Here is a 25,746-nt window from a genome sequence, read left to right as displayed (position 1 = left end):
TGCACGGTCCAGCGCCGGCGCTCTCACGTCATCCCTGCACGGGAAAAGACCAGGGGCCCGACTCCGAGGAGTCGGACCCCTTCCGACCTGCATGTTTGCCAGATCAGCGACGTGGCGGTGTGTCACCCGCTACACGTTGAAGCGGAACTCCACCACATCTCCGTCCTGCATCACGTACTCCTTGCCCTCCATACGCGCCTTGCCCTTCGCGCGGGCCTCGGCGACCGAGCCCGTCTCCACCAGGTCCGCGAAGGAGATGACCTCCGCCTTGATGAAGCCCTTCTGGAAGTCGGTGTGGATGACCCCGGCGGCCTCGGGGGCGGTGGCGCCCTTCTTGATGGTCCAGGCGCGGGATTCCTTGGGGCCGGCCGTGAGGTAGGTCTGCAGGCCGAGGGTGTTGAAGCCCACACGCGCGAGCGTGGTGAGGCCCGGCTCCTCGGCGCCGACGGACTCCAGGAGCTCCATGGCGTCCTCCTCGTCGAGCTCGGCGAGGTCCGCCTCCAGCTTGGCGTTGAGGAAGATCGCCTCGGCGGGGGCGACCAGGGCGCGCTGCTCGGCCTTGAAGTCCTCGTCGACCAGCTCGTCCTCGTCGACGTTGAAGACGTAGAGGAAGGGCTTGGTGGTCAGGAGGTGCAGGTCGTGGAGGAGTTCCTCGTTGCCGGAGCCCTGGACGATGCCCGCCGAGAACAGCGTGTCGCCCTTGTCCAGGATCTCCTTCGCCGCCTCGACCGCCGCCACCTTGGGGGCCACGTCCTTCTTGATGCGCGACTCCTTCTGGAGGCGCGGCAGGACCTTCTCGATGGTCTGGAGGTCGGCGAGGATCAGCTCGGTGTTGATCGTCTCGATGTCGTCCTTCGGCGAGACCTTGCCGTCGACGTGCACGACGTTCTCGTCCTTGAAGGCGCGGATCACCTGGCAGATCGCGTCGGACTCACGGATGTTCGCGAGGAACTTGTTGCCCAGGCCCTCGCCCTCGGACGCGCCCTTCACGATGCCCGCGATGTCGACGAAGTCGACGGTCGCCGGAAGGATGCGCTGCGAGGAAAAGATTTCGGCCAGCTTGGTGAGCCGGGCGTCGGGGACGCCGACCACGCCCACGTTGGGCTCGATCGTGGCGAACGGGTAGTTGGCCGCGAGCACGTCGTTCTTGGTCAGGGCGTTGAACAGGGTCGACTTGCCGACATTCGGCAGACCGACGATTCCGATCGTGAGCGACACGTTGCGACTTCCCGTACGTGAGAGACATCAGGGGGACTGGGGCTGCGGGCCCGGTCCTTCTTCGGTGCACGGGCGGGCCGATCCACCAGTCTACGGCGTACCGGTCCCCGCTCCGGCGCCCCGTCGAACGCTTGGCCAAGCTCCGCCCCTCGGCGTGTCTCAGGGGCGATTGCACACATAAACCGACCTAAGTTGGTCCGGTGGAGCAACACGGGACGCGACCCCCGCACAACGGAACGCGACGCGGCAAGCCCCCGCTGCCCCCGCAGGCGAAGCGCGGCGGAAGCGGTGGGGGCGGTGGTGCGCGGTCTGCCGCACAGCGCCGCCCTTCGACCCGCCCGGCGGCGGCACGGCAGCCGGTCCCGCCGCCGGCCGAGGCCGTGCGGCGGCTGCCCAACCCCCGGCTGACCGGCCTGGGCAGCGGTCTGTTCTGCGGGGCGGTGATGTTCGCGCTCGGCTGTCTCGACCAGCTGCTGTTCGGGGCGTCGCTGACGCTGTACGGCGTGCTGTTCCTGCCGGTGTGCCTGCTGACCGCGGTCTGGGTGCGCAAGGGCGACCTGGCGACCGCACCCGTGGTCGTACCGATCGCCTTCGCGGCGGGCCTGCTCCCGGTGGCCGACAGCAGCGGCGGGCTGCTCGGCCGGCTGATGGGACTGGTGACGGCGCTGGCCACGCAGGCCGGGTGGCTGTACGGGGGGACCCTCGTCGCGGGCCTGATCGTGACCGTACGGAAGGCCGCCCTGATGCGCCACCGGCACACCGACCGCCACCGCCCGCCCCCGTACTAGGCCGGGCCCCGGCCGGGCCTAGCTCTCCGCGGCGTGCATCGCCGCCCCCACGATCCCCGCGTTGTTCTGCAGCTGCGCCGGGACGATCTCCGCCTTGATGCCCTCGATGAAGGGCAGGAACTTCTCGGACTTGCGGCTGACGCCGCCGCCGATGATGAACAGGTCGGGCGAGAAGAGCATCTCGACGTGGGCGAGGTACTTCGTGACGCGGCGGGCCCAGTGCTCCCAGGTCAGCTCGCCGTCCTCCCTGGCCTTGCTGGAGGCGCGCTTCTCCGCGTCGTGGCCGTGCAGCTCCAGGTGGCCCAGTTCGGTGTTGGGCACCAGGGTGCCGTCGACGAAGACGGCGCTGCCGATGCCGGTGCCGAAGGTCAGCAGGATGACCGTGCCGCGGCGGCCCCGGCCCGCGCCGAAGTGCATCTCGGCGACGCCCGCCGCGTCCGCGTCGTTGACCACCGTCACCGGCAGGCCGCCCAGGCGGGAGCCGAACAACGCGCGCGCGTCCATGTCGACCCAGCTCCTGTCGACGTTGGCCGCCGTGCGGATGGTGGATCCGCCGGTGACCACGCCCGGGAAGGTGAGGCCGACCGGACCCGTCCAGCCGAAGTGCTCGACGACCTGCTTCACGCCGTCGGCCACGCCGTCGGGCGTCGCCGGGTGCGGAGTGAGCACTTTGCAGCGCTCCTCCGCCAGGTCGCCCTTGTCCAGGTCCACAGGGGCGCCCTTGATCCCGGATCCGCCGATGTCCACACCGAAGATCTGCATGGCTCTACGTTACGACGGACGACTGACAGTCACTCAGGCGAGGTGCCGGTTCGCTCCGCGATCAGCGCCGCCGCCTGCTCGCGCAGGTCGCGGCGGAGCTCCTTGGGCAGCGAGAACGTGATGGACTCCTCGGCCGCCTTGACGATCTCGACGTCCTCGAAGCCGCGCTGCGCGAGCCAGTCGAGGACCTGCTCGACCAGGACCTCGGGGACGGAGGCACCGGACGTGACGCCGACCGTGGACACGCCCTCCAGCCAGGTCTCGTCGATCTCGTCGGCGAAGTCCACCAGGTACGCCTCGCGGGAGCCCGCGAGCTTGGCGACCTCGACGAGCCGCTTGGAGTTGGAGGAGTTGCGGGAGCCGACGACGATCACCAGCTCGGCCTCGGCGCCCATTTGCTTCACCGCGAGCTGGCGGTTCTGCGTGGCGTAGCAGATGTCGTCGCTGGGCGGCGAGATCAGCTGCGGGAACTTCTCCTGCAGTGCGTCGACGGTCTCCATGGTCTCGTCGACGGAGAGGGTGGTCTGGGACAGCCAGACGACCTTGGACGGGTCGCGGACCTCGACCTTGGCGACGTCCTTCGGCCCGTCCACGAGCTGGATGTGCTCGGGGGCCTCGCCGGAGGTGCCGATGACCTCCTCGTGGCCCTCGTGCCCGATCAGCAGGATGTCGTAGTCCTCGCTCGCGAAGCGGACGGCTTCCTTGTGGACCTTGGTGACGAGCGGGCAGGTCGCGTCGATGGTGGCGAGCCTGCCGCGCGCGGCCTCTTCATGGACGACGGGGGCCACACCGTGCGCGGAGAACATGACGATGTTCCCCTCGGGGACCTCCTCCGTCCGCTCGACGAAGACGGCGCCCTTCTTCTCCAGGGTCTGCACGACGTACTTGTTGTGCACGATCTCGTGCCGGACATAGATCGGAGCCCCGTACTGCTCCAGGGCTTTCTCGACGGCGATCACGGCGCGGTCCACACCCGCGCAGTAGCCACGGGGGGCGGCGAGCAGGACACGGCGGCCAGGCGAAGCAGTCATGCGATCCATCGTAAGGCCGCGTTCGGGGGGCCGAAGATCGCGCACCTGTGCGATCTTCGGTTCGCCTCCGCCGCCCCTACCCGTCCCGTCCCTGGGGGCCGCCGCCCCCAGGCCCCCTGCTTTTCGGCCTGAACGGCCTCGTCCTCGATCGCCGGACGAGCTGGAGTGTCAGCCTCGGCCGATACGCTCGCGGCATGGCTCTCAACACGTCCGCGGAAGCGCCCCTGCCCGTCGGTGAGGTCTCGCGGCTCATCGGGGGGTGGATCGACCGGCTGGGGGCCGTCTGGGTCGAGGGGCAGATCACTCAGCTCTCGCGGCGTCCCGGCGCCGGGGTGGTGTTTCTGACCCTGCGGGATCCGTCGCACGACATCTCCGTCGGCGTCACCTGCTACCGCCAGGTGTTCGACGCCGTCGCCGATGTGGTGAGCGAGGGTGCGCGGGTCGTCGTACTCGCGAAGCCGGAGTGGTACGCGCCGCGGGGGCAGCTGTCCCTGCGGGCCGCCGAGATAAGGCCGGTGGGGGTCGGTGAACTCCTCGCGCGGCTGGAGCAGTTGAAGAAGTCCCTCACCGCCGAGGGACTGTTCGCGCCCGGGCGGAAGAAGGCCCTGCCCTTCCTGCCGCAGCTCATCGGGCTGGTCTGCGGCCGCGCCTCCGCCGCCGAGCGGGACGTCCTGGAGAACGCCCGGCACCGCTGGCCCGCCGTCCGCTTCGAGGTACGCAACGTCGCCGTGCAGGGCGTACACGCCGTCCCGCAGGTCGTGCAGGCCGTGAAGGAGCTCGACGAGGCCGGCGAGGTGGACGTCATCATCGTCGCGCGCGGGGGCGGAAGCGTGGAGGACCTCCTTCCGTTCTCCGACGAGCAGCTCGTGCGCGCCGTGGCCGCGTGCCGTACGCCGGTCGTGTCGGCGATCGGGCACGAGCCGGACAATCCGCTCCTCGATTACGTCGCCGACCTGCGGGCCTCCACGCCCACCGACGCCGCCAAGAAGGTCGTACCGGACGTCGGGGAGGAGTACGAGCGCGTGCAGCAGTTGCGCAACCGGGCGCGGCGGTGCGTCGAGGCGCTCGTCGAGCGGGAGGAGCGCGGGCTCGCCCAGGCGCTCGCCCGGCCCTCGATAGAGGATCCGCACCGGATGATCGACGAACGGGCCGATCATGTCGCCTCACTGGTCGACCGGTCGCGGCGCACGCTCGGGCATCTCCTCGACCGCGCCTCCTCCGAGCTGACGCACACGCACGCGCGCGTGGTGGCCCTCTCCCCCGCCGCCACCCTGAAGCGCGGTTACGCCGTGCTGCAGAAGGCCGACGGCCATGTCGTCCGCGCCCCGGACGAGGTGACGGCGGACGAGAGGCTGCGGGCGCGAGTGGCGGAGGGCGAGTTCACGGTGGTCCGGGGCGACTGAGAACGCGGGGACCGGGGCACGGTTCGAGTCGATGCATAGGGTGGGCGGATGACCAGCAAGGTGGATGAGGCGCTCGGCTACGAGCAGGCACGGGACGAGCTGATCGAGGTCGTACGGCGGCTCGAGGCGGGCGGTACGACGCTGGAGGAGTCCCTGGCGCTCTGGGAACGGGGTGAGGAGCTGGCCAAGGTGTGCCGGCGCTGGCTGGACGGGGCGCGGGCCCGGTTGGACGCGGCTCTCGCGGAGGAAAAGTCCGGGGAAGCGGACGGCGGCGAGTAGCGCACGGCAGGGCGAGGTACCGGTGGTCCTCTGTGAAGCGGATCACCACGCCCCGGTTGTTGTTGAACTTTGAACCTTCCTTGGCGTACGGTCGGTCCTGTCAGTGGATCCGGACCGCGGTCCGGTACGGATCCAGGCGCCACCCCGAGGAAGTTGCCGCATGTCTCTCGTTCTTGACCCCGCCGCCCAGGACCTGCTCTTCCGCGAGGCCCGTACCGCGAACACCTTCACCGACGAGCCGGTGACCGACGAGCAGATCCAGGCGATCTACGACCTGGTCAAGTACGGCCCGACCGCCTTCAACCAGTCGCCGCTGCGCGTCACCCTGGTCCGCTCCGCCGAGGCCCGTGAGCGCCTGGTGCGGCACATGGCCGAGGGCAACCAGCCCAAGACCGCCACGGCCCCGCTGGTCGCGATCCTCTCCGCGGACAACGAGTTCCACGAGGAGCTGCCGACCCTCTTCCCGCACTTCCCGGCCGCCAAGGACGTCTTCTTCTCCGAGCGCCCGGCCCGCGAGGGTGCCGCCGGCCTGAACGCCGCGCTGCAGGCCGCCTACTTCATCATCGGTGTCCGTGCCGCGGGTCTCGCCGCCGGCCCGATGACCGGTCTCGACTTCGCGGGCGTCCAGAAGGAGTTCCTGGACGACGACCACACCCCGCTGATGGTCGTCAACATCGGCAAGCCGGGCGAGGACGCCTGGTTCCCGCGCTCCCCGCGCCTGGCGTACGAGCAGGTCGTCACGACGGTCTGAGCGGCCCGCACGAGCCCGCACCACCTCGCACGCCCCCGCACCACCTTGCACGCCCCGCACGACGAAGGCCCCCGGCGACGAAGCCGGGGGCCTCTCCCGTACGCGTCCCGTGCCCCGTACGCGTCCCGCGCGCGGGACGGCTACGCCAGTTTCAGCGCCTGCGCCATCTCCGTCAGCTGCTGGAACGAGCCCGTGCCCGCGACCACGGTCGTCGAGGCCTTGCCCGGGAGCACGAGGGCGTCGTAGCGGCCGCCGGTGAAGCGGGTCCAGGTGCGGCCGTCGATCTGCTCCGTGGCCTTCGTCACCGTCGAGCCCTGGGTGGCCTCGTCGATGAACTCCGACGGCTTCTGGGTGGACTGCTCGACCTGCACGTACTGGCCGCCGGGGGTGTGGAAGCCCAGGTGCCAGGCGTCGAACCGGTCACCCTGGAAGCGGACCGACGTGGCCTTCCAGTCCTTGGACAGGCCCTCGGGTGCGGCCACCGGGTAGGCCGCGGCGCGGCGCGCCGTGAGCAGTTCGACGCGGTAGTCGACCCGTGGGAGCTCCCGGGGCGAGTCGTCGTGCGGGATGAACACGTAGATGAGTGCCGCCGCGATCCCGATGAGGCCCAGGGAGAGGACCATGTCCCGGACCGTCTTCTGCTTGCCGTTCGAACCTGCCACGCCCCCTATCGTCGCAGGTGCCCGGCTCGCTCATCCGTGGGGTCCCCTGCTCATTTTGTCGGACTGACGATAGAGTCGAGGGTCGAACCCTCATCCGGCCGTCGTCGTATCAGAAAGGTGCGCCTCGATGACCGAGCATCATCATCTGCCGTCCGAACTCGAAGTCCCCAGTGAAGCCCCCGACCGCAACCTCGCCCTCGAACTCGTCCGGGTGACCGAAGCAGCCGCGATGGCCGCGGGCCGCTGGGTCGGCCGGGGCGACAAGAACGGCGCCGACGGTGTCGCGGTGCGCGCCATGCGGACCCTCGTCTCCACCGTGTCGATGAACGGCGTGGTCGTCATCGGCGAGGGCGAGAAGGACGAGGCCCCGATGCTCTTCAACGGGGAGCGGGTCGGGGACGGGACCGGGCCGGAGTGCGACATCGCCGTCGACCCGATCGACGGGACCACGCTGACGGCCAAGGGCATGCCGAACGCGATCTCCGTGCTGGCGGCCGCGGACCGGGGGTCGATGTTCGACCCGTCCGCCGTCTTCTACATGGACAAGCTGGTCACGGGACCCGAGGCGGCCGACTTCGTCGACATCGACGCGCCGGTGGCCGTGAACATCCGCCGCGTCGCCAAGGCCAAGCGATCCACGCCGGAGGACGTGACGGTGGTGATCCTCGACCGGCCGCGGCACGAGGGGATCATCAAGGAGATCCGGGAGGCCGGTGCGCGCATCAAGCTGATCTCCGACGGTGACGTCGCCGGGTCGATCTACGCGCTGCGCGAGGGCACCGGCGTCGACATGCTGCTCGGGATCGGCGGCACACCGGAGGGGATCATCTCCGCGTGCGCCGTGAAGTGTCTGGGCGGCACGATCCAGGGCAAGCTGTGGCCGAAGGACGACGAGGAGCGGGCGCGGGCGATCGACGCCGGGCACGATCTCGACCGGGTACTCACCACCGACGACCTGGTCGCCGGCGAGAACGTGTTCTTCGTCGCCACCGGGATCACGGACGGGGAGTTGCTGCGGGGGGTCCGGTACCGGTCGGAGACCGCCACCACCGAGTCGATCGTGATGCGGTCGAAGTCGGGGACGGTGCGGCAGATCAACTCCGAGCATCGGTTGAGCAAGCTGCGGGCTTACAGCGCGATTGACTTTGACCGCGCCAAATAGCTCGGGGAGTTCCGTGCGTTGGCGGGTGCGGGTCGAGTGTGGCTGGTCGCGCCCACGCGGCGGAGCCGCACATCGGCACAGCCCCGCGCCCCTGAAGAAATGCGGTGCCGCCCGCTCTCGAAGCGCACGGCGGCAATAGCAGCGATGGGGCGCCCCCGGTGCGGTGGGGGCGCCCCATCGGCGCGTGCGGGTGGGGGCGTCAGCCCGCTGCCGCTATGCGGCCCTGGGCGCGTGCCGTCTTCTGGAGTTCCATGTCGCGGCGGCGGCGCCTGGCCAGGACCACACGGCGTTCGGCGGCGGTGAGGCCGCCCCAGACGCCGTAGGGCTCCGGTTGCAGCAGCGCGTGCTCGCGGCACTCGACCATGACGGGGCAGCGGGCGCAGACGCGCTTGGCCGCCTCCTCGCGGGAGAGCCGGGCGGCGGTGGGTTCCTTGGAGGGTGCGAAGAACAGGCCGGCCTCGTCGCGCCGGCACACCGCCTCGGTGTGCCATGGAGCGTCTTGGTCCCTGTCCCGCACTGGCACCCGCTGGGCCGGAACGGCAGCTACCTGCAGGGACGAATGCGGCGGTTGCAGCACGGTCTACTCCTGACGACGGCTTCGCGAGCGAGCGACGATGCAGCAAGGCCTACCCGCTGTGCGCGAGCCTATGCACTGAGTTCCGAACCGCTGGATTTCGCGTGCTCGCGAGCGCCCCGGGAGCACGACCACGGGTGGACCAATTCCCTTCGGGCGCCGCCGGATTCGCAACCGTCAACGATCCAGATGTTTGCGCAAACCCTTGTCGACCTTGTGCTGAACCTTGTGATGAACGCGGTCCAGAATGTCCGCGACGAGCCTGCCCCGCTTCGGCCGCGCCTCGACGCTGCCCAGCACGGCCCAGCCGTCGACGTAGACGACCGGGGCGTTCGGTTCGGTCGAGTCGAGGTTGTCCACCTCGAAGCTGCCGAGCACACCGCCGCCGGTGCCGCGCAGCGACACGTTCTCCGGGACGCGGACCTCGACGCTGCCGCAGAACGAGAACGTCTTGATCGCGACCTGCTGGTACTCGAAGAGGGCCTCGCTGAGATCTATCTCCACGCTGCCGAAGATCGCGTACGCATGGATACGGCGTCCGGCGCGCCAGCGGCCCTTGCGGACGGCGCTGCTGAAGACCGCCACCACGTTGTCGTCCGGATCGGCGGGGATGGCGCCCACCGTGGGGCGGTTCGGGGCGGCGGCGAAGGCGGGGGCCGCGCGGTGCTGATGGGCCGCGGGCAGGTCCCGTATGAAGACCTCCAGTTCGCCGACCGTCTTGGCGGCGAGCACGCCCTCGACGCGCTCGGCGTGCTCGTCGGAGGTCAGGCGCCCCTCGGCGAGGGCGTCGCGCAGGAGGTCGGCGATGCGGTCACGGTCGGCGTCCGAAGCGCGCAGTTCGGAGGCCCGCGGTGCCGTGTCCTGGTGTCGGTCGCTCTTCTGAAGGTCCACGACAGCAGCGTACCGAAACGCGATAGATCGCGACTACCCCTCATCGAGGCCTGTGGAAAACCCATACGGTTCTCGAACTGAGCCCTACCTCACAAGCCCGGTGTCAGCGGCAGGTTCTACGCTGGTGAGCGCCCGCCAATGACGGCGGGCCGCCGTCTGTCGAGTGAGGAATGGGCTGAGATGCCTGAGTTCGCGTACACCGATCTGCTCCCCATGGGAGAGGACACCACCCCGTACCGGCTGGTGACCTCCGAAGGTGTCTCCACCTTCGAGGCCGACGGGCGGACGTTCCTCAAGGTGGAGCCGGAGGCGCTGCGCAAGCTGGCGGCCGAGGCCATCCACGACATCCAGCACTATCTGCGGCCCGCCCACCTCGCCCAGCTGCGTCGGATCATCGACGACCCCGAGGCGTCCGGCAACGACAAGTTCGTGGCGCTGGACCTGCTGAAGAACGCGAACATCGCGGCCGCGGGTGTGCTTCCCATGTGCCAGGACACCGGCACGGCGATCGTCATGGGCAAGCGCGGGCAGAACGTGCTGACCGAGGGCGGCGACGAGTCCGCGCTGTCCCGCGGCATCTACGACGCCTACCTCAACCTCAACCTGCGCTACTCGCAGATGGCGCCGCTCACCATGTGGGACGAGAAGAACACCGGCTCCAACCTGCCGGCGCAGATCGAGCTGTACGCCACCGACGGCGGCGCGTACAAGTTCCTGTTCATGGCGAAGGGCGGCGGCTCCGCCAACAAGTCCTTCCTCTACCAGGAGACGAAGGCCGTCCTGAACGAGGCCTCCATGATGAAGTTCCTGGAGGAGAAGATCCGTTCGCTGGGCACGGCCGCGTGCCCGCCGTACCACCTGGCGATCGTCGTGGGCGGCACGTCCGCCGAGTACGCGCTGAAGACCGCCAAGTACGCCTCCGCGCACTACCTGGACGAGATCCCCGCCGAGGGCTCCGAGCTCGGTCACGGGTTCCGGGACAAGGAGCTGGAGGAGAAGGTCTTCGAGCTGACGCAGAAGATCGGGATCGGCGCGCAGTTCGGCGGCAAGTACTTCTGCCACGACGTGCGGGTGGTGCGGCTGCCGCGGCACGGTGCCTCGTGCCCCGTCGCCATCGCCGTGTCCTGTTCGGCCGACCGTCAGGCCGTCGCGAAGATCACCGCCGAGGGCGTCTTCCTGGAGCAGCTGGAGACCGACCCGGCGCGCTTCCTGCCGGAGACGACCGACGAGCACCTCGACGAGTCCTCGGACGTCGTGAAGATCGACCTCAACCAGCCGATGGAGTCGATCCTCGCCGAGCTGACCAAGCACCCGGTCAAGACCCGCCTCTCCCTCACCGGTCCGCTGGTCGTGGCCCGTGACATCGCGCACGCCAAGATCAAGGAGCGACTGGACGCGGGCGAGGAGATGCCCCAGTACCTGAAGGACCACCCGGTGTACTACGCGGGCCCGGCGAAGACCCCCGAGGGGTACGCCTCCGGCTCGTTCGGCCCGACCACGGCCGGGCGCATGGACTCCTACGTCGAGCAGTTCCAGGCTGCCGGGGGCTCCAAGGTCATGCTCGCCAAGGGCAACCGCAGCAAGCAGGTCACGGACGCGTGCGACGCGCACGGCGGCTTCTACCTCGGGTCGATCGGCGGCCCCGCCGCCCGCCTCGCCCAGGACTGCATCAAGAAGGTCGAGGTCGTCGAGTACGAGGAGCTCGGCATGGAGGCGGTCTGGAAGATCGAGGTCGAGGACTTCCCGGCGTTCATCGTGGTGGACGACAAGGGCAACGACTTCTTCCAGGACCCGGCGCCGGCGCCGACGTTCACGTCCATTCCGGTACGGGGTCCCGGGCTGGCGTAGTGCCTGTGGGTGCGGCGGGGATGGATCCCGCCCCCGCCGCACCCTTCCCGTCCCGTCCTCCAGGAGCTGCGCCCCGGACCCCCATCGGCCTGCACGGCCTCGTCCTCGAACACCGGACGGGCTGAAAGACAACGAACGCCGGACGGGCTGAAAGACAACGAACGCCGGACGGGCTGAAAGACACCGTCCCGGGACACCGTCGACATGGCCGTACGGCGTCGCCGAACGCCTGGCTGCCGTCCCAGTTCGTCCCAGGAACGAGCGGGACGGCATCTTTGTGAACTTCGCCGGAAACGCTCCGTGCTGACTGGATCACAGCCCGTGATCCGCAGGTCATCTCGGAGGGACAACCCATGATCCGACGCACACTGCGCAACGGCCTTGTGGCCGCGTTCGCGGTCGTCGCCGTCTTCCCGGTGGCGGCCGTCGCCTCCGCCGGGCCGGCCGCGCAGGCCCACGCCCTGAACTCCACTCCCCCGCAGATCTCCGTGCCGGCGTGGCAGCCGGCCCCCGCGCCGTCCACGCTGCCCGCCAGGCCGAAGTCGCCGAACTGCCACCACGGCCGCCACCACGCGAAGGGCCGCGCAGCCCGCCACCACCGCCAGATCCGGCACATCCGGCACATCCGGCACATCCGGCACATCCACGGCATCCGGCACATCGTCAGGAACCACACCTGGGGTCACGTCGCCACCCACCGCCTGCCGCTGAACGTCCGCTCCGGTCCGGGCACCGGCTACCGCGTCGTCGGCTCACGGTCGGTCGGTTCCAGTGTGGCCATCACCTGCAAGGTGCGGGGTTCCGGTGTGCGCGGCAACCACCGCTGGTACCGGCTCACCCACCACAGGGGCTACGTCGCCGCCCGCTACGTGCACAACCTCAGCACCGTCCGCTGGTGCTGACTGCCCCTCGACCGCACCGGTCGTGATCCCCGGTGCCTCCCGGCAGGCCTCAAGAGCCCGCCGGGAGGCGCCGTCCGGTAATCCGCCGATCACACCCCCGATCGGCGTAATCGCAGGTCAACTCGGTCAACTCCCCTTCATATTCCGGTGATCGCGGTATGGCCGGGCCCCGCCGCCGGGAAAACATCAGGGCGGTCACCCCGGCATGGCGAGGGAGCGAGATGGAGAGCCACGTGACGGTCAAGAGGCAGCCGCTGCCCGACGCGTCGCAGGACGAAGAGCGGCTCCTGACGGAGCGGCTGCGTGCCCTCAGACAGCGGACGGGGCTCAGCCTGGCGGCACTGGCAGGCGTCACCCCGTTCAGCAAGTCGACCTGGCACCGCTATCTGAACGGCGATCAGTTCCCGCCCCGGGCGGCGGTCGTGGCGCTCGGCCGGCTCGCCGACGCCGATCCCGGTCCGCTGCTCGCCCTCTGGGACTCCGCCGCACGCGCGCAGGCCGACGGGGCGACCGTCGCAAGGCGGCAGCCGGTCCCGCCCGTGCCGCCCGTCGCCGTACGGCGCCGCCGCATCCCCCGGCCGAGCCGCGCCGTCGTCGCCCTCGCCACCATGGCCGCCACCGTGGCGGTCACCGCGGCCGCCGCGGACGTCCTGGACCCCGGCCACGCCGCGGCGCCCAGGACGGCCGCCTCCTGCCACGGCAGCGACTGCCAGGGGGAACTCCCCACCTCCGAGACCTGCGGCCGGGACGCACGCACCGAGAGCAGGGTCGCCAGGGCCGCCGAGGTGGTGCTGCTGCGGTTCTCGCCGTCGTGCGCCACGGTCTGGTCCGAGCTGCGCACCCGGACGGGCGGCGCGCGGGAGATCTCGATCAGGTCGGGCCAGGACGAGCTGACCGCGGAGTACCCGGGCGACAAGTCGGACGGATACAGCAGCCCGATGCTGGCCGCGTCGGACCCGCGCGGGACACAGGCCTGCGCGGAGGTCGCCGAAAAGCCCGTGTGCACCGGCCGGTTCGGCATTCCGGGCCGGTGACCGACGCAGCCGTCCGCGTCGCCGCCCCCGGCCGGCCCAAGGTCCGGAACATCCCCGCCCCTCCGATCGCTATACGGACATGAGCGACTACCGCATCGAGCACGACTCCATGGGCGAGGTCCGTGTCCCCGCCGACGCCAAGTGGCGGGCCCAGACGCAGCGTGCCGTCGAGAACTTCCCGATCTCCGGCCAGCGCATCGAGCGCGCCCACATCGAGGCCCTGGCCCGGATCAAGGGCGCCGCGGCGAAGGTGAACGCGCGGCTGGGGGTGCTCGACAAGGACATCGCCGAGGCGATCCAGGAGGCGGCCGCGGAGGTCGCCCGGGGGGACTGGGACGAGCACTTCCCGATCGACGTCTTCCAGACCGGTTCCGGCACCTCGTCGAACATGAACACCAACGAGGTCATCGCCACCCTCGCGACCGAGCGGCTGGGCAGGGACGTACACCCCAACGACCATGTGAACGCCTCCCAGTCGTCCAACGACGTCTTCCCCTCCTCCATCCACATCGCCGCCACCGCCGCCGTCACCCGCGACCTGATCCCCGCCCTGGAGCACCTCGCCGACGCCCTCACCCGCAAGTCCGGGGAGTTCGCCGACGTCGTGAAGTCCGGGCGGACGCATCTGATGGACGCCACGCCGGTGACCCTGGGGCAGGAGTTCGGCGGGTACGCGGCCCAGATCCGCTACGGCGTCGAGCGGCTGTACGCCGCGCTCCCCCGGCTCGCCGAGCTGCCCCTCGGAGGGACGGCCGTCGGCACCGGCATCAACACGCCGCCCGGCTTCTCCGCCGCCGTCATCGAGGAGGTCGCCCGTGTCACCGGCCTCCCGCTCACCGAGGCGCGCAACCACTTCGAGGCACAGGGCGCACGGGACGGGATCGTCGAGACGAGCGGTCAGCTGCGGACCGTGGCCGTCGGACTGACCAAGATCGCCAACGATCTGCGGTGGATGGCCTCCGGGCCGCGGACCGGCCTCGCCGAGATCGCCCTGCCCGACCTCCAGCCCGGTTCGTCGATCATGCCCGGCAAGGTCAACCCGGTCATCCCGGAGGCCGTGCTGATGGTCGCCGCCCAGGTCGTGGGCAACGACGCCACCGTCGCCACCGCCGGAGCCGCCGGCAACTTCGAGCTGAACGTGATGCTGCCGGTCATCGCCAGGAACGTCCTGGAGTCGGTCCGGCTGCTCGCCAACGTCTCGCGGCTGCTCGCCGACCGGACCGTGGACGGGATCACCGCGAACCGGGAGCGGGCGCGCGAGTACGCCGAGTCCTCACCCTCCGTGGTCACTCCCCTCAACAAGTACATCGGCTACGAGGAGGCCGCCAAGGTCGCCAAGAAGGCACTGGCCGAGCGGAGGACGATCCGTCAAGTCGTCCTGGAGAGCGGGTACGTGGAGCGCGGCGACCTCACGGTGGAGCAGCTCGACGAGGCCCTGGATGTCCTGCGGATGACGCGTCCGTAACCATTTGCCGCACCGTCGCGAACCGTGACGCGCACCGCAGCGTCGTATGCCCGGGGCACCTAATATCTGTGCATGGCAGAGGGTGGAGCGATGAGAGCGGAAGCGGACGCGGTTCCGGCGGCGCGGGCGGGGTTCTGGACCCCCGGGACCCAGGTCCTGTGGCGCTACCGGGAGAACGCCGGAGAGCGCTTCCACATCGCCCGCCCGGTCACCGTCGTCCGGGACGACGACGAACTGCTCGCCGTCTGGCTGGCACCCGGCACCGAGTGCGTGCGGCCCGTCCTCGCCGACGGCACCCCGGTGCACGTCGAGCCCCTCCGGTCCCGCTACACCAAGCCCCGTACCGTCCAGCTCGACCACTGGTTCGGCACGGGCGTGCTGAAGCTGGCGCGGCCCGGGGAACCCTGGTCGGTGTGGCTGTTCTGGGAGCCTGGCTGGCAGTTCAAGAACTGGTACGTGAATCTTGAGTCGCCGCTGGTGCGCTGGGAGGGCGGGGTCGACTCCGAGGACCACTTCCTCGACATCTCCGTACATCCGGACCGCAGTTGGCACTGGCGGGACGAGGACGAGTTCGCACAGGCCCAGCAGGACGGCCTGATGGACGCCCCGGCCGCCGAACAGGTGCGCAGGGCGGGGCGGTCCGCGGTGGAGGTGATCCGCGCCTGGGGCCCGCCCTTCAGCGACGGCTGGCAGCACTGGCGCCCGGATCCGTCCTGGGCTGTACCGTCTTTGCCGGAGGACTGGGACCGTACGCCCGCGCATGTGTCCACGTGAGACTCTTGATGCGCCCCCGGTCCACAACCGTAGGATCGTCCTCCGCAAGGGCGCGCGGTAACAACTGCCGGAGCATGCGCTGGGCTTGACCGATCGTCACCGAGGGGCGGCAGGACGTGAGCGAGGGGTACGAGGGCAACACCACAACGAGCCGGAGCGGCTTGTGCGGTGGCACGACAACAGCCTCTGACCACGCGGGAATTCCGTTCCGGGGACACGTATTCCGGGTATCGGGATTCCTGCGGGACGAACTGCGCTCGAGATGCGCAGCCCCGGACGGACGGATTCGACACGCGTGACGGAGCACCCCATGTCCTTCGAGCGCCCGCAGCCGGGCGCCGACCCGGCGGACCCCCGCGGGGCGCTCCTGCACACCCAGACGCCGGTGCCCTCTTCCCCCGGGACCGGTTTACCCGTACAGGCACGCTCCGGGGAGACACCGTCGACGCCGGGTACGGCCACGCCGTGCGGCAAGGGAAAGGAGCCGGCCTCGCCGCCCTCCGACAGCACCGGCCCCGAGCACTCGCAGCCCGCCGCCGGAGAAGCAGTGGAACCCGGCACGCACCGCCCCCGCCCCGTGCCCGAGACCATCCCGGACCAGCCCGGCGGCGAGCAGGACCGGTCGCAGGGGACCGGCAGCCAGGAGCGCCGTACCGGGCAGGGAATGACGGCGCCCGGGCAGCCCACGCCGATGCGGCGGGACGGCGACCGGCTGCGGTTCGTCGGCGCCGCGACCCGGCGGATCGCCCGCGGCATCGACCTCGACGAGATCGTCATGGGCCTGTGCCGGGCCACCGTGCCGACCTTCTCCGACGCGATCCTGGTCTATCTGCGCGACCCGCTGCCCGTCGGCGACGAGCGGCCCACCGGCCCGCTCGTGCTGCGTCTGCGGCGCACCGACCGGATCCCCGCGGAGCGGGACACCGAGGGCGGCTTCTCGCCCGCCCTGCAGCCGGAGCCGCCGGAGATGACGGGGCTCGACGCGGTCGGCGCCGAACTGTGCGAGGTACGGCCGGGCAGCGCGCTCGCCGAGGTGCTGCGCGGGGTCCGCCCGGTCTTCACGGACGCGCCCGCCGCCCGCGCCGCCCTGCCCGAACTCCTCGGCGACGGCGGCGAGTTCGTCGTACCCGGCGGACAGCGCGCGATCCTCGCCCCGCTGCGCGGCCGCCGCCGCGTGATCGGCGCCGCGCTGTTCCTGCGCCGCCCGGAGCGCATGGCCTTCGAGGCCGACGACCTCCTGGTCGCCGCCCAGCTCGCCACGCACAGCGCCCTCGGCATCGACAAGGCGGTGCTGTACGGCCGCGAGGCGTACATCGCCGACGAGCTGCAGCGCACCATGCTGCCGGAGACGCTCCCGCGGCCCACCGGCGTACGGCTGGCGTCCCGCTATCTGCCCGCCGCCGAGACCGCGCGGGTGGGCGGCGACTGGTACGACGCCATCCCGCTGCCCGGCAGCCGGGTCGCGCTGGTGGTGGGCGACGTGATGGGCCACTCCATGACGTCCGCCGCCATCATGGGCCAGCTGCGCACCACGGCCCAGACCCTGGCCGGCCTCGACCTGCCCCCGCAGGAGGTCCTGCACCACCTCGACGAACAGGCCCAGCGCCTCGGCACCGACCGCATGGCGACGTGCCTCTACGCCGTCTACGACCCCGTCTCGCACCGCATCACCATCGCCAACGCCGGCCATCCGCCGCCGGTCCTGCTGCATCTGGGCGGCCGCGCCGAGGTGCTGCGGGTGCCGCCGGGGGCGCCGATCGGCGTGGGCGGCGTCGACTTCGAGGCCGTGGAGCTGGACGCCCCCGCCGGAGCGACCCTGCTCCTCTACACCGACGGGCTGGTCGAGTCCCGGCTGCGCGACGTGTGGACCGGCATAGAGCAGCTGCGCGAGAAGCTCGCCGCGACCGCCCAGCTGACCGGCCCGGACCATCCGCCGCCGCTGGAGGCGCTCTGCGACGAGGTGCTCGACATGCTCGGCCCGGGCGACCGTGACGACGACATCGCGCTGCTCGCCGCCCGCTTCGACGGGATCGCGCCGAGCGATGTGGCGTACTGGTTCCTGGAGCCCGAGGACGCGGCACCGGGCCGGGCCCGCCGGCTGGCCCGGCGCGCCCTGTCCCGCTGGGGCATGGAGGACCTCAGCGACTCCGTGGAGCTCCTCGTCAGCGAGGTCGTCACCAACGCCGTGCGGTACGCGTCCAGGCCGGTGACTCTGCGGCTGCTGCGGACGGACGTGCTGCGCTGCGAGGTCGGCGACGACGTACCGCAGTTGCCGCGGCTGCGGCAGGCGCGGGCGACGGACGAGGGCGGTCGTGGGCTGTACCTGGTGAACAAGCTGGCGCGGCGGTGGGGGGCGACGCGGCTGAGCACCGGGAAGGTGGTCTGGTTCGAACTGAACCAGAGCTGAGCGCGGCACGCGAAGGGCGCCCGGTTGTCACCGGGCGCCCTTCGCTTTCGTCCGCTGCTACTGACCGTTCGGGTTGAGCGGGTCCGTCGGCTTCGTCGGAGTCTGCGTCGGCGTCTGCGTGGGGGTCTGCGTCGGCGTCTGCGTCGGCGTCTGCGTCGGCGTCTGCGTGGGGGTCTGCGTCGGCGTCTGCGTCGGCGTCTGCGTCGGCGTCTGCGTGGGGGTCTGCGTCGGCGTCTGGGTCGGCCTCTTGGTCGTCGGTGTCTGACTGGGCGTCCGGCTCGGCGACGACGTGGGCGACGGCGTCCAGGTCGGCTGGACCGCGGCGCCCTGGGTCGTGTTGAGGTCGAACTTGAGGCCCGTGGCCGAGACGCCGAAGGTGTACGCCGCCCAGATCTGCGCAGGGAAGGTGCCACCGTTGACGCGGGGCAGTCCGCCCGCGTGGTACATCGAGACCTGAGCGCCGCTCTTGGACTCGCCGAACAGGCCCACCGAGGTGACCAGGTCGGGCGTGAAACCGCTGAACCAGGCGGAACGGTTCTCGTCCGACGTACCCGTTTTGCCGGCGACCTTGCGCCCGTCGCGGTTGGCGTTCTGCTGCACCGAGATCTTGGCCGTACCGTCGTCGACCACGCCCGTCAGCACCGAGGTGACCGTGTCTGCCGCCTCGGGGCTGATGACCTGGTTGCCGATCGGGTTCGGCAGAGTGACCGAATGCCTGCTGTTCTCCACGGACTTGATGATGCTCGGGGTGACCTGCTTGCCGTGGTTGTCGAGGGTCGCGTAGACACCGGCCATCTGCAGCGGGCTCGCGCCCATGGTGCCGAGGGTCTGCGCGGGCACCGCCCTGAGGTTGGCGGTGTCCATGCCGAGCTGGCTCGCGACCTTGAGCACCTTGCTCATGCCGACGTCGACGCCCATCTGCGCGAAGACGGAGTTCACGGACTGGTTCATCGCCGTCTGGACGGTGATGGGGCCGTAGCTCCGGTCGTCCTCGTTCTCGGGGGCGAAGCCGACCTTGTTGCCGTTGCTGTCCACGACCTGGCGCTTGCTGGTGCCGTCGTAGATCGTGTTCGCGCCGATGGCCTGGCCGCTCTGTGTCTGGGCGGCCTCGTCCAGGGCGGCGGCGAGGATGACCGGCTTGAACGTCGACGCGGGCTGGTAGTCCGTGCGGGTCGCGTTGTTGCGGTAGTGCTTGTAGTAGTCCTGCCCGCCGTACATCGCGACGACCGCGCCCGTCTTCGGGTTCACGGAGGCGGCACCGGCCTGTACCTCCGCGTCGACCGAGCGCTTCTTCGGGTCGAGCTTGCTGGTCAGCTGTGACTTGGCGGCCTGCTCCAGCGCCGTCTGCTTCTTCTTGTCGATGTTGAGCGTGATGGTCCAGCCACCGGCCTTGACCATGTTCAGGGCGTCATTGATGTTGTCGGCCGTGCCCTGCGTCACCAGCCGCTTCGCCAGCTGGTTGTTGGCCGCGTCCACCAGGTAGCCGGTCTGGCCGCCCATGCCCGGCGCCGCCTTGGGCGCCTTGGGCGTCGGGAACGTCATGGCCTCACGCTTGGTCTTGTCCAGCCAGCCCTTCTCCACCATGTTGTCGAGGACGTAGTTCCAGCGGGCCTGCACCAGCTTCTTGCCGGTGGGGGTCGCGATCGCCCAGTCGTACTGGTTCGGTGCCTGGAGGAGCGCGGCAAGGTAGGCGCCCTGCTGGACGTCGAGCTTCTGGGCGTCGACGTGGTAGTAGGCCTGCGCGGCGGCCTGGATGCCGTACGCGCCGCGGCCGTAGTAGCTGGTGTTGATGTAGCCGGCGAGGATGTAGTCCTTGGACTTCGTCCGGTCCAGCTTCAGCGAGATGACCAGTTCCTTCAGCTTGCGCGAGACGGTCTGGTTCTGCGTCAGGTAGTAGTTCTTGACGTACTGCTGGGTGATCGTCGAACCGCCCTGCGCGCCCTTGCCGGAGAGCGTGTTGAAGATGCCTCGGGCGGTGCCCCGGAGGTCGACGCCGTTGTCCTGGTAGAAGGTCTTGTTCTCGGCGGCGACGAAGGTGTGCTGGACGGGCTTGGGGACCTTGGACAGGTCGACGATCTCGCGGTTCTTCTGGCCGTCGCGCGTCAGCAGCGAGCCGTCGCTGTACTTGTAGACGTTGCTCTGCAGCGTCGCGTCGCCGTTGCCGGCTTCGGGGACCTTGATCATCATGTACAGCGCGACGAAGGCACCCATGCCGAGCAGGCAGAACGCGAAGAAGGTCCCGACGATCTTCTTCCAGGTGAACAGCCGGCGTATGAAGCTCCTGCCGTCCTTGCCCGCCTTGCCCTTGCTCTTGCCCTGGGCCGCCCGGCGAGCCGCGGCCCGGCCGCCTATGACGGTGGGCTCGGCCTCTGACGACTCCGTCCCGGACGAGCGTGTGGGGGGCGCCGCGCGGCGGCCACCACGCTGTCGCGCTCGTCTCTCTTCCGCTCGTCCCATGGGTCCGTTCCGCTCCGCTTCGTTCATGTGTGCTCATCTGCCACACAGGTTCACAGCACAGGTCAGCTCAGAAAGCTAACACCGGGAGATGTGACAAAGGTCGGTGGATCCGCTCTTTTGCGGACGTGACAATCAGCACCCGCCCCGATGGAACCGACGGCCGACAGGGGTTCAGGGTTGCCCCGGCGGGGTAAAGTGATATCACTTGGATAAGTACGTGCTTTCGCTTGAGGGCACTACGACCGAACCGCACCACGACAACGGGGGACCACCCATGCCGATACACGACAACACTCCCGACGCCGACATACCGGAGATGCCCGCGCCCCGCGTCCGGGAGTTCACCGCGCACAGCATCGGCGGCGCGCTCGCGCTCCTGCTCGGTTTGCTCGGACTCCTGGTCGCCGGCGTTCTGTTCGCGGCTGCGCAGGCAAATCCCGCCTTCGCGGCCGGCGGTGCCGTCGTCCTCGTCGCCGCGCTGATCTCGCTGCGCGGACTCAACACCGTGGCGCCGGGCGAGGCGCGGGTCGTCCAGCTCTTCGGGCGCTACCGGGGGACGATCCGGCAGGACGGCCTGCGCTGGGTGAACCCCTTCACCTCGCGCACGAAGATCTCCACGCGCGTACGCAACCACGAGACCGCCGTCCTCAAGGTCAACGACGCCTACGGCAATCCGATCGAGCTGGCCGCGGTCGTGGTGTGGAAGGTGCGGGACACCGCGCAGGCCACCTTCGAGGTGGACAACTACCTGGAGTTCGTCGCCACACAGACCGAGGCGGCCGTGCGGCACATCGCCATCGAGTACCCGTACGACGCCCACGACGAGGGCGGGCTCTCACTGCGTGGCAACGCGGAGGAAATCACCGAGAAGCTCGCCGCCGAACTGCACGCGCGCGTGGAGGCGGCCGGTGTGCAGATCATCGAGTCGCGCTTCACGCATCTCGCGTACGCTCCCGAGATCGCCTCGGCGATGCTTCAGCGGCAGCAGGCCGGGGCGGTCGTCGCGGCCCGGCGGCAGATCGTGGACGGAGCGGTGGGGATGGTCGAGGCGGCGCTGGCCCGGATCGCCGAGCAGGGCATCGTGGAACTGGACGAGGAGCGGAAGGCGGCGATGGTGTCCAACCTGATGGTGGTGCTGTGCGGGGACCGCGCGCCGCAGCCCGTGCTCAACACCGGGACCCTCTACCAGTGACGGACCCCTCCGAGGGTGCTTCGCCCGGGCGCCGGCCGCAGCAGCGCAAGCAGGTGCTGCTGCGGTTGGATCCTTCGGTGTACGAGGCGCTTGCCCGTTGGGCCGGTGACGAACTGCGTTCTGCGAACGCGCAGATCGAGTTCTTGCTGCGGCGTGCTCTCGCGGAGGCGGGGAGGTTGCCGGGGGAGGCGAAGCCGATTCCCCGTCGTGGACGGCCGCCCGGGGGCTCCGCCCCCAGACCCCCATCGGCCTGAACGGCCTCGTCCTCAAACGCCGGACGGGCTGGATGTGACTGAGGCGGCCTTGCCCGTGTACGCCGGACGGCCTGGATGCGATTGAGGCGGCCTTGTCCCAGCACGCCAGACAGGCTGGATGCGACTGAGGCAGCCTTGTCCGTGTACCTCGGGAGGGCCGGACCGGGCCGCTTCCCGAAGTCGTTACCGAACCATGACAATCGGCCCCCACCTGCGCAGCTGTGCCCCAGCTGTGCGCTCCGCCATGATCTGAACACCAGGCGTATACACAAGGCGTATACACCATGTGTAGAGTCGTGGACATGTCCATCGGTCACACCCTTCTAGGGCTCCTGGAGTCAGGGCCCCGCCACGGCTACGACCTGAAGCGGGCCTTCGACGAGAAGTTCGGTCACGACCGGCCGCTGCACTACGGCCAGGTCTACTCGACGATGTCCCGCCTGCTGAAGAACGGGCTCGTCGAGGTCGACGGCATCGAGGCGGGCGGCGGGCCCGAGCGCAAGCGGTACGCCATCACCGACGCCGGGATCACCGACGTGGAGCGCTGGCTCGCGACGCCGGAAGCGCCCGAGCCGTATCTGCAGTCCACGCTGTACACCAAGGTCGTCCTCGCCCTGCTCACCCACCGCAACGCGGCCGACATCCTCGACACGCAGCGCTCCGAGCACCTGCGGATGATGCGGATCCTCACCGACCGCAAGCGCAAGGGTGACCTGGCCGACCAGCTCATCTGCGACCACGCCCTGTTCCACCTCGAAGCCGACCTGCGCTGGCTGGAGCTCACCACCGCACGCCTCGACAAACTCGCGGAGGCGGTGGCCAAGTGACTCCCGCAGGTTCCCTGCTCGTCGCCGACGAACTGCACAAGGCGTACGGGCCGACCACCGCGCTCGACGGCGCCGACTTCTCCATCCACCCCGGCGAGGTCGTCGCCGTGATGGGCCCCTCCGGCTCCGGCAAGTCGACGCTGCTGCACTGCCTCGCCGGGATCGTGACGCCCGACTCCGGGTCGATCCTGTACGCCGGCCGCGAGATGGCGACCATGAGCGATGCCGAACGCAGTGCGCTCAGGCGCTCCGAGTTCGGCTTCGTGTTCCAGTTCGGCCAGCTCGTACCCGAGCTGACCTGCGTCGAGAACGTCGCCCTGCCGCTGAGACTGAACGGCACCTCCCGCAAGCAGGCCGAGCGGACCGCGCTGACGTGGATGGAACGGCTGGAGGTCGACGACCTCGCGAAGAAGCGGCCCGGCGAGGTCTCCGGCGGGCAAGGGCAGCGCGTCGCCGTGGCCCGAGCCCTGGTCACCAGCCCCCGGGTGCTCTTCGCCGACGAGCCCACCGGCGCGCTCGACTCCCTGAACGGCGAGCGCGTGATGGATCTGCTCACCGAGGCGGCCCGCTCCACCAACGCCGCCGTCGTACTCGTCACGCACGAGGCCCGGGTCGCCGCCTACTCCGACCGCGAGATCGTCGTACGCGACGGCAAGTCCCGGGACATGGAGCGCATCGTATGAAGATGCGGCAGTGGGCCGACGATCTGGCCATGGGGGTTCGGTTCGCCTTCACCGGCGGACGCGAGGGATGGGTCCGGGCCCTGCTGACGGCCGTCGGCGTCGGGCTCGGGGTGGCGCTGCTGCTGCTCACCACGGCGGTTCCGAGCGCGCTGCACCGGCGCGACGAGCGCTCGACTGCCCGGGACGACTTCACGTACAGCCAGAAGACGCTGCGTAAGGCGGACAACACGCTCGTCATCGCCTCCGCCGACACGACGTTCCGCAGCAAGGACGTGCGCGGCCGGCTCCTGGAGCGCGAGGGCGCGCGGGCGCCCATACCGCCGGGCGTGGCGACGTTCCCGGCGAAGGGCGAGATGGTGGCCTCGCCGGCACTGAAGAAGCTGCTCGAGTCCGGCTCCGGCAAGCTGCTGCGTGAACGCATCCCGTACCGGATCACCGGCACCATCGGGAACTCCGGGCTGATCGGGCCCACCGAGCTCTCCTACTACGCGGGCGCGACGGGACTCGGGGATCATCTCGAAAACGGACGCGTCGAGCGCATCAACTACTTCGGCCCCTCACCCGGGCACCAGCAGAACCAGCTGGATCCGATCCTCATCCTGCTCATCCTGATCATCTTCGTGGTGCTGCTGCTGCCGGTCGGTGTGTTCATCGCCGCGGCCGTGCGCTTCGGCGGCGAGCGCCGGGACCGCAGGCTCGCGGCACTCAGGCTGGTCGGCGCGGACGGGGGGATGGCCCGCCGGATCGCGGGCGGCGAGGCCCTGGCCGGGGCCCTGCTCGGCCTCGTCCTCGGCACCGTCTTCTTCCTGGTGGGGCGTCAGCTGGCGGCCCTGCTGGACGTACGGGACATCAGCGTGTTCCCGAGCGACCTCAACCCCGCGCCCGCGCTGGTCGCCCTCGTCGCGGTCGCCGTGCCGACCGCGGCCGTCCTGGTGACGCTGTTCGCGCTGCGCGGGGTCGTCATCGAACCGCTCGGCGTGGTCCGTACGGCGAAACCGCCGCGGCGGCGCCTGTGGTGGCGGCTGCTGCTGCCGCTGGGCGGTCTCGCGCTGCTGTACCCGATGACGGGCCAGGGCAACCACAACGGGCAGTTCAACCAGTGGATGGTGATCGGTGGCACCGTGCTGCTGCTGATCGGCGTGACCGCGCTGCTGCCGTGGGTCGTCGAGGCCGTGGTGGCCCGGCTGAACTCCGGCTCGGTCTCCTGGCAACTGGCAGTCCGCAGGCTGCAGTTGAGCAGTGGCTCGGCAGCCCGCATGGTCAACGGCATCGCCGTCGCGGTGGCCGGGGCGATCGCCCTGCAGATGCTGTTCGCCGGGGTCGAACACGACTACACCAAGCGGACCGGCAACGACCTGAACCGGGCTCAGCTGCAGGTCATGGTGCGCGGCGACGTCCCGCTGAGCGAAGTCGGCCGGCAGCTCGCCCGGACCAAGGGGGTACGCCATGCGTCGGCCTTTTCGCAGGGCTCCGTCGGAGACCGGGCGAAGGATCCCAACACCACGCTGGAGGTCGCCGTCGGCAGCTGCGCCGAGCTGCGCGAGGTGTCGCGCCTGACGTCCTGCCGGGACGGCGACGTCTTCCGGATCCTCGGCGGCGAGTACGACAGCGACACGAAGAAGGCCACCAAGCCGGGCGGCACCCTGTACTTCGACCCGGCCTACAGCGGGACGACGAGCCACCCGGTGGCGTGGAAGGTGCCCTCGGGCATGAGGACGGCGGGACAGCACCAGGATCCCACCGGCTACGCGCGCAGCGGCCTGCTCTTCACGCCGGGCGCGCTGCCCGAGGCCGCGGCGGCCGGTCTGCGCCAGCAGGTGTACCTCTCGATGGACGAGTCGGTGCGGGACGCGTACGACTACGCGCGCAACACCGCCGCACGGCTGGACCCGCTGGCGGACGTGTACACGCTGGCGAGCAGCGAGCAGTCGCTGCAGTTCCGGTCCATCCGCAACGGTCTGTTCGTCGGCGCGACCTGCGTGCTGCTGCTGATCGGCGCGAGCCTGCTGGTCTCCCAGCTGGAGCAGCTGCGCGAGCGCAAGAAGCTGCTGTCCTCGCTGGTCGCCTTCGGTACCCGGCGCCGCACGCTGAGCCTGTCGGTGCTGTGGCAGACGGCGATCCCGATCGCGCTGGGCCTGCTGCTGGCGTCCGCGGTCGGGCTGACGCTGGGCGCGGTGCTGCTGCGGATGACCGGCGAGACGGTGACCGTGGACTGGGCGAGCGTGCTGTCGATGACGGGGATCGGCGCGGCAGTCGTCCTCGCTGTGACCCTGCTCAGCCTGCCCCCGCTGCTGCGGCTGATGCGCCCGGACGGGCTGCGCACCGAGTAGCGGGAACAAGCGGGCCCAGGGCCCCTCCCCGTTGCGGGGAGGGGCCCTGTCC

The 25,746-nt window shown here is 70.2% G+C and carries 23 protein-coding genes; 16 read left to right on the top strand and 7 right to left on the bottom strand.

The features are described from left to right. Positions 1 to 129: 129 nt before the first annotated feature. Positions 130 to 1,218 carry a redox-regulated ATPase YchF gene (ychF, locus tag LJ657_RS08340; RefSeq protein ID WP_232647749.1) on the bottom strand — a complete coding sequence of 363 codons (1,089 nt, stop codon included), beginning with the start codon at positions 1,216 to 1,218 and terminating at the stop codon, positions 130 to 132. A 200-nt stretch (positions 1,219 to 1,418) separates the two neighbouring features. On the opposite strand from ychF, the gene LJ657_RS08335 reads away from it, so the two are divergent. Beyond that, positions 1,419 to 2,006: a DUF6542 domain-containing protein gene (locus LJ657_RS08335; RefSeq protein WP_232647748.1), complete on the top strand. Its 588-nt coding sequence runs from the start codon at positions 1,419 to 1,421 to the stop codon at positions 2,004 to 2,006. 18 nt (positions 2,007 to 2,024) lie between these two features. Here the strand turns inward: LJ657_RS08335 and ppgK are convergent, their stop codons facing one another. Further along, positions 2,025 to 2,768 (bottom strand): polyphosphate--glucose phosphotransferase, encoded by a 744-nt coding sequence (gene ppgK, locus LJ657_RS08330; protein WP_232647747.1) that lies wholly within the window; start codon positions 2,766 to 2,768, stop codon positions 2,025 to 2,027. Between the two features lie 29 nt (positions 2,769 to 2,797). Then, positions 2,798 to 3,808 carry a 4-hydroxy-3-methylbut-2-enyl diphosphate reductase gene (locus tag LJ657_RS08325; RefSeq protein WP_232647746.1) on the bottom strand — a complete coding sequence of 337 codons (1,011 nt, stop codon included), beginning with the start codon at positions 3,806 to 3,808 and terminating at the stop codon, positions 2,798 to 2,800. A gap of 185 nt (positions 3,809 to 3,993) precedes the next feature. Between LJ657_RS08325 and xseA the strand changes: the two genes are divergently transcribed. From xseA to LJ657_RS08310, 3 genes are all read left to right on the top strand, one after another. Then, positions 3,994 to 5,202, top strand: a complete 1,209-nt coding sequence (gene xseA, locus LJ657_RS08320) for an exodeoxyribonuclease VII large subunit (RefSeq protein ID WP_232647745.1) — start codon at positions 3,994 to 3,996, stop codon at positions 5,200 to 5,202. Positions 5,203 to 5,250: 48 nt separating this feature from the next. After that, positions 5,251 to 5,481, top strand: a complete 231-nt coding sequence (locus LJ657_RS08315) for an exodeoxyribonuclease VII small subunit (RefSeq protein WP_232647744.1) — start codon at positions 5,251 to 5,253, stop codon at positions 5,479 to 5,481. A gap of 160 nt (positions 5,482 to 5,641) precedes the next feature. After that, positions 5,642 to 6,232, top strand: coding sequence for a malonic semialdehyde reductase (locus tag LJ657_RS08310; protein ID WP_232647743.1), 591 nt, complete (start codon positions 5,642 to 5,644; stop codon positions 6,230 to 6,232). A gap of 140 nt (positions 6,233 to 6,372) precedes the next feature. On the opposite strand, the gene LJ657_RS08305 is transcribed toward LJ657_RS08310, so the two are convergent. After that, entirely contained in the window at positions 6,373 to 6,894 is a 522-nt protein-coding gene (locus LJ657_RS08305) for a DUF4245 domain-containing protein (RefSeq protein ID WP_232647742.1), read from the bottom strand. 127 nt (positions 6,895 to 7,021) lie between these two features. On the opposite strand from LJ657_RS08305, the gene glpX reads away from it, so the two are divergent. Next, entirely contained in the window at positions 7,022 to 8,056 is a 1,035-nt protein-coding gene (gene glpX / locus LJ657_RS08300) for a class II fructose-bisphosphatase (protein WP_232647741.1), read from the top strand. Between the two features lie 199 nt (positions 8,057 to 8,255). Here the strand turns inward: glpX and LJ657_RS08295 are convergent, their stop codons facing one another. Both LJ657_RS08295 and LJ657_RS08290 read right to left on the bottom strand, forming a co-directional pair. Next, entirely contained in the window at positions 8,256 to 8,633 is a 378-nt protein-coding gene (locus tag LJ657_RS08295) for a WhiB family transcriptional regulator (RefSeq protein ID WP_232647740.1), read from the bottom strand. 174 nt (positions 8,634 to 8,807) lie between these two features. Continuing rightward, entirely contained in the window at positions 8,808 to 9,521 is a 714-nt protein-coding gene (locus LJ657_RS08290; RefSeq protein WP_232647739.1) for a DUF1707 SHOCT-like domain-containing protein, read from the bottom strand. Between the two features lie 180 nt (positions 9,522 to 9,701). On the opposite strand from LJ657_RS08290, the gene LJ657_RS08285 reads away from it, so the two are divergent. From LJ657_RS08285 to LJ657_RS08260, 6 genes are all read left to right on the top strand, one after another. Continuing rightward, entirely contained in the window at positions 9,702 to 11,369 is a 1,668-nt protein-coding gene (locus LJ657_RS08285) for a fumarate hydratase (RefSeq protein WP_232647738.1), read from the top strand. Between the two features lie 353 nt (positions 11,370 to 11,722). Next, a complete protein-coding gene (locus LJ657_RS08280; protein WP_232647737.1) occupies positions 11,723 to 12,271 on the top strand; it encodes an SH3 domain-containing protein in 549 nt (182 codons plus the stop codon). Positions 12,272 to 12,504: 233 nt separating this feature from the next. Then, positions 12,505 to 13,305: a helix-turn-helix domain-containing protein gene (locus LJ657_RS08275; RefSeq protein WP_232647736.1), complete on the top strand. Its 801-nt coding sequence runs from the start codon at positions 12,505 to 12,507 to the stop codon at positions 13,303 to 13,305. A gap of 79 nt (positions 13,306 to 13,384) precedes the next feature. Continuing rightward, complete coding sequence (locus tag LJ657_RS08270; RefSeq protein ID WP_232647735.1) at positions 13,385 to 14,770, top strand: class II fumarate hydratase; 1,386 nt, start codon at positions 13,385 to 13,387, stop codon at positions 14,768 to 14,770. Positions 14,771 to 14,842: 72 nt separating this feature from the next. After that, a complete protein-coding gene (gene fomD, locus LJ657_RS08265) occupies positions 14,843 to 15,544 on the top strand; it encodes a cytidylyl-2-hydroxypropylphosphonate hydrolase (RefSeq protein ID WP_232647734.1) in 702 nt (233 codons plus the stop codon). A 310-nt stretch (positions 15,545 to 15,854) separates the two neighbouring features. Then, complete coding sequence (locus tag LJ657_RS08260; RefSeq protein WP_232647733.1) at positions 15,855 to 17,951, top strand: SpoIIE family protein phosphatase; 2,097 nt, start codon at positions 15,855 to 15,857, stop codon at positions 17,949 to 17,951. A 57-nt stretch (positions 17,952 to 18,008) separates the two neighbouring features. On the opposite strand, the gene LJ657_RS08255 is transcribed toward LJ657_RS08260, so the two are convergent. After that, complete coding sequence (locus tag LJ657_RS08255; protein ID WP_232647732.1) at positions 18,009 to 20,408, bottom strand: transglycosylase domain-containing protein; 2,400 nt, start codon at positions 20,406 to 20,408, stop codon at positions 18,009 to 18,011. Between the two features lie 274 nt (positions 20,409 to 20,682). Here LJ657_RS08255 and LJ657_RS08250 point away from each other — a divergent pair, with 274 nt between their 5' ends. The 5 genes from LJ657_RS08250 (at position 20,683) to LJ657_RS08230 (ending at position 25,694) form a co-directional block, all read left to right on the top strand. Next, positions 20,683 to 21,600: an SPFH domain-containing protein gene (locus LJ657_RS08250; protein ID WP_232647731.1), complete on the top strand. Its 918-nt coding sequence runs from the start codon at positions 20,683 to 20,685 to the stop codon at positions 21,598 to 21,600. Then, positions 21,597 to 21,854: a type II toxin-antitoxin system antitoxin gene (locus LJ657_RS08245; RefSeq protein ID WP_232647730.1), complete on the top strand. Its 258-nt coding sequence runs from the start codon at positions 21,597 to 21,599 to the stop codon at positions 21,852 to 21,854. The genes LJ657_RS08250 and LJ657_RS08245 overlap by 4 nt, the downstream gene beginning before the upstream one ends. A gap of 302 nt (positions 21,855 to 22,156) precedes the next feature. Continuing rightward, positions 22,157 to 22,681, top strand: coding sequence for a PadR family transcriptional regulator (locus LJ657_RS08240; protein WP_232647729.1), 525 nt, complete (start codon positions 22,157 to 22,159; stop codon positions 22,679 to 22,681). Next, a complete protein-coding gene (locus LJ657_RS08235; RefSeq protein WP_232647728.1) occupies positions 22,678 to 23,364 on the top strand; it encodes an ABC transporter ATP-binding protein in 687 nt (228 codons plus the stop codon). The genes LJ657_RS08240 and LJ657_RS08235 overlap by 4 nt, the downstream gene beginning before the upstream one ends. After that, positions 23,361 to 25,694 (top strand): ABC transporter permease, encoded by a 2,334-nt coding sequence (locus LJ657_RS08230; RefSeq protein ID WP_232647727.1) that lies wholly within the window; start codon positions 23,361 to 23,363, stop codon positions 25,692 to 25,694. The genes LJ657_RS08235 and LJ657_RS08230 overlap by 4 nt, the downstream gene beginning before the upstream one ends. The last annotated feature ends 52 nt before the right edge of the window (positions 25,695 to 25,746 follow it).

It is taken from the genome of Streptomyces guryensis (assembly GCF_021261325.1).
In the GTDB taxonomy this organism is placed as follows: Bacteria; Actinomycetota; Actinomycetes; order Streptomycetales; family Streptomycetaceae; genus Streptomyces; species Streptomyces guryensis.
This window is presented reverse-complemented; position numbering and strand designations above follow the sequence as displayed.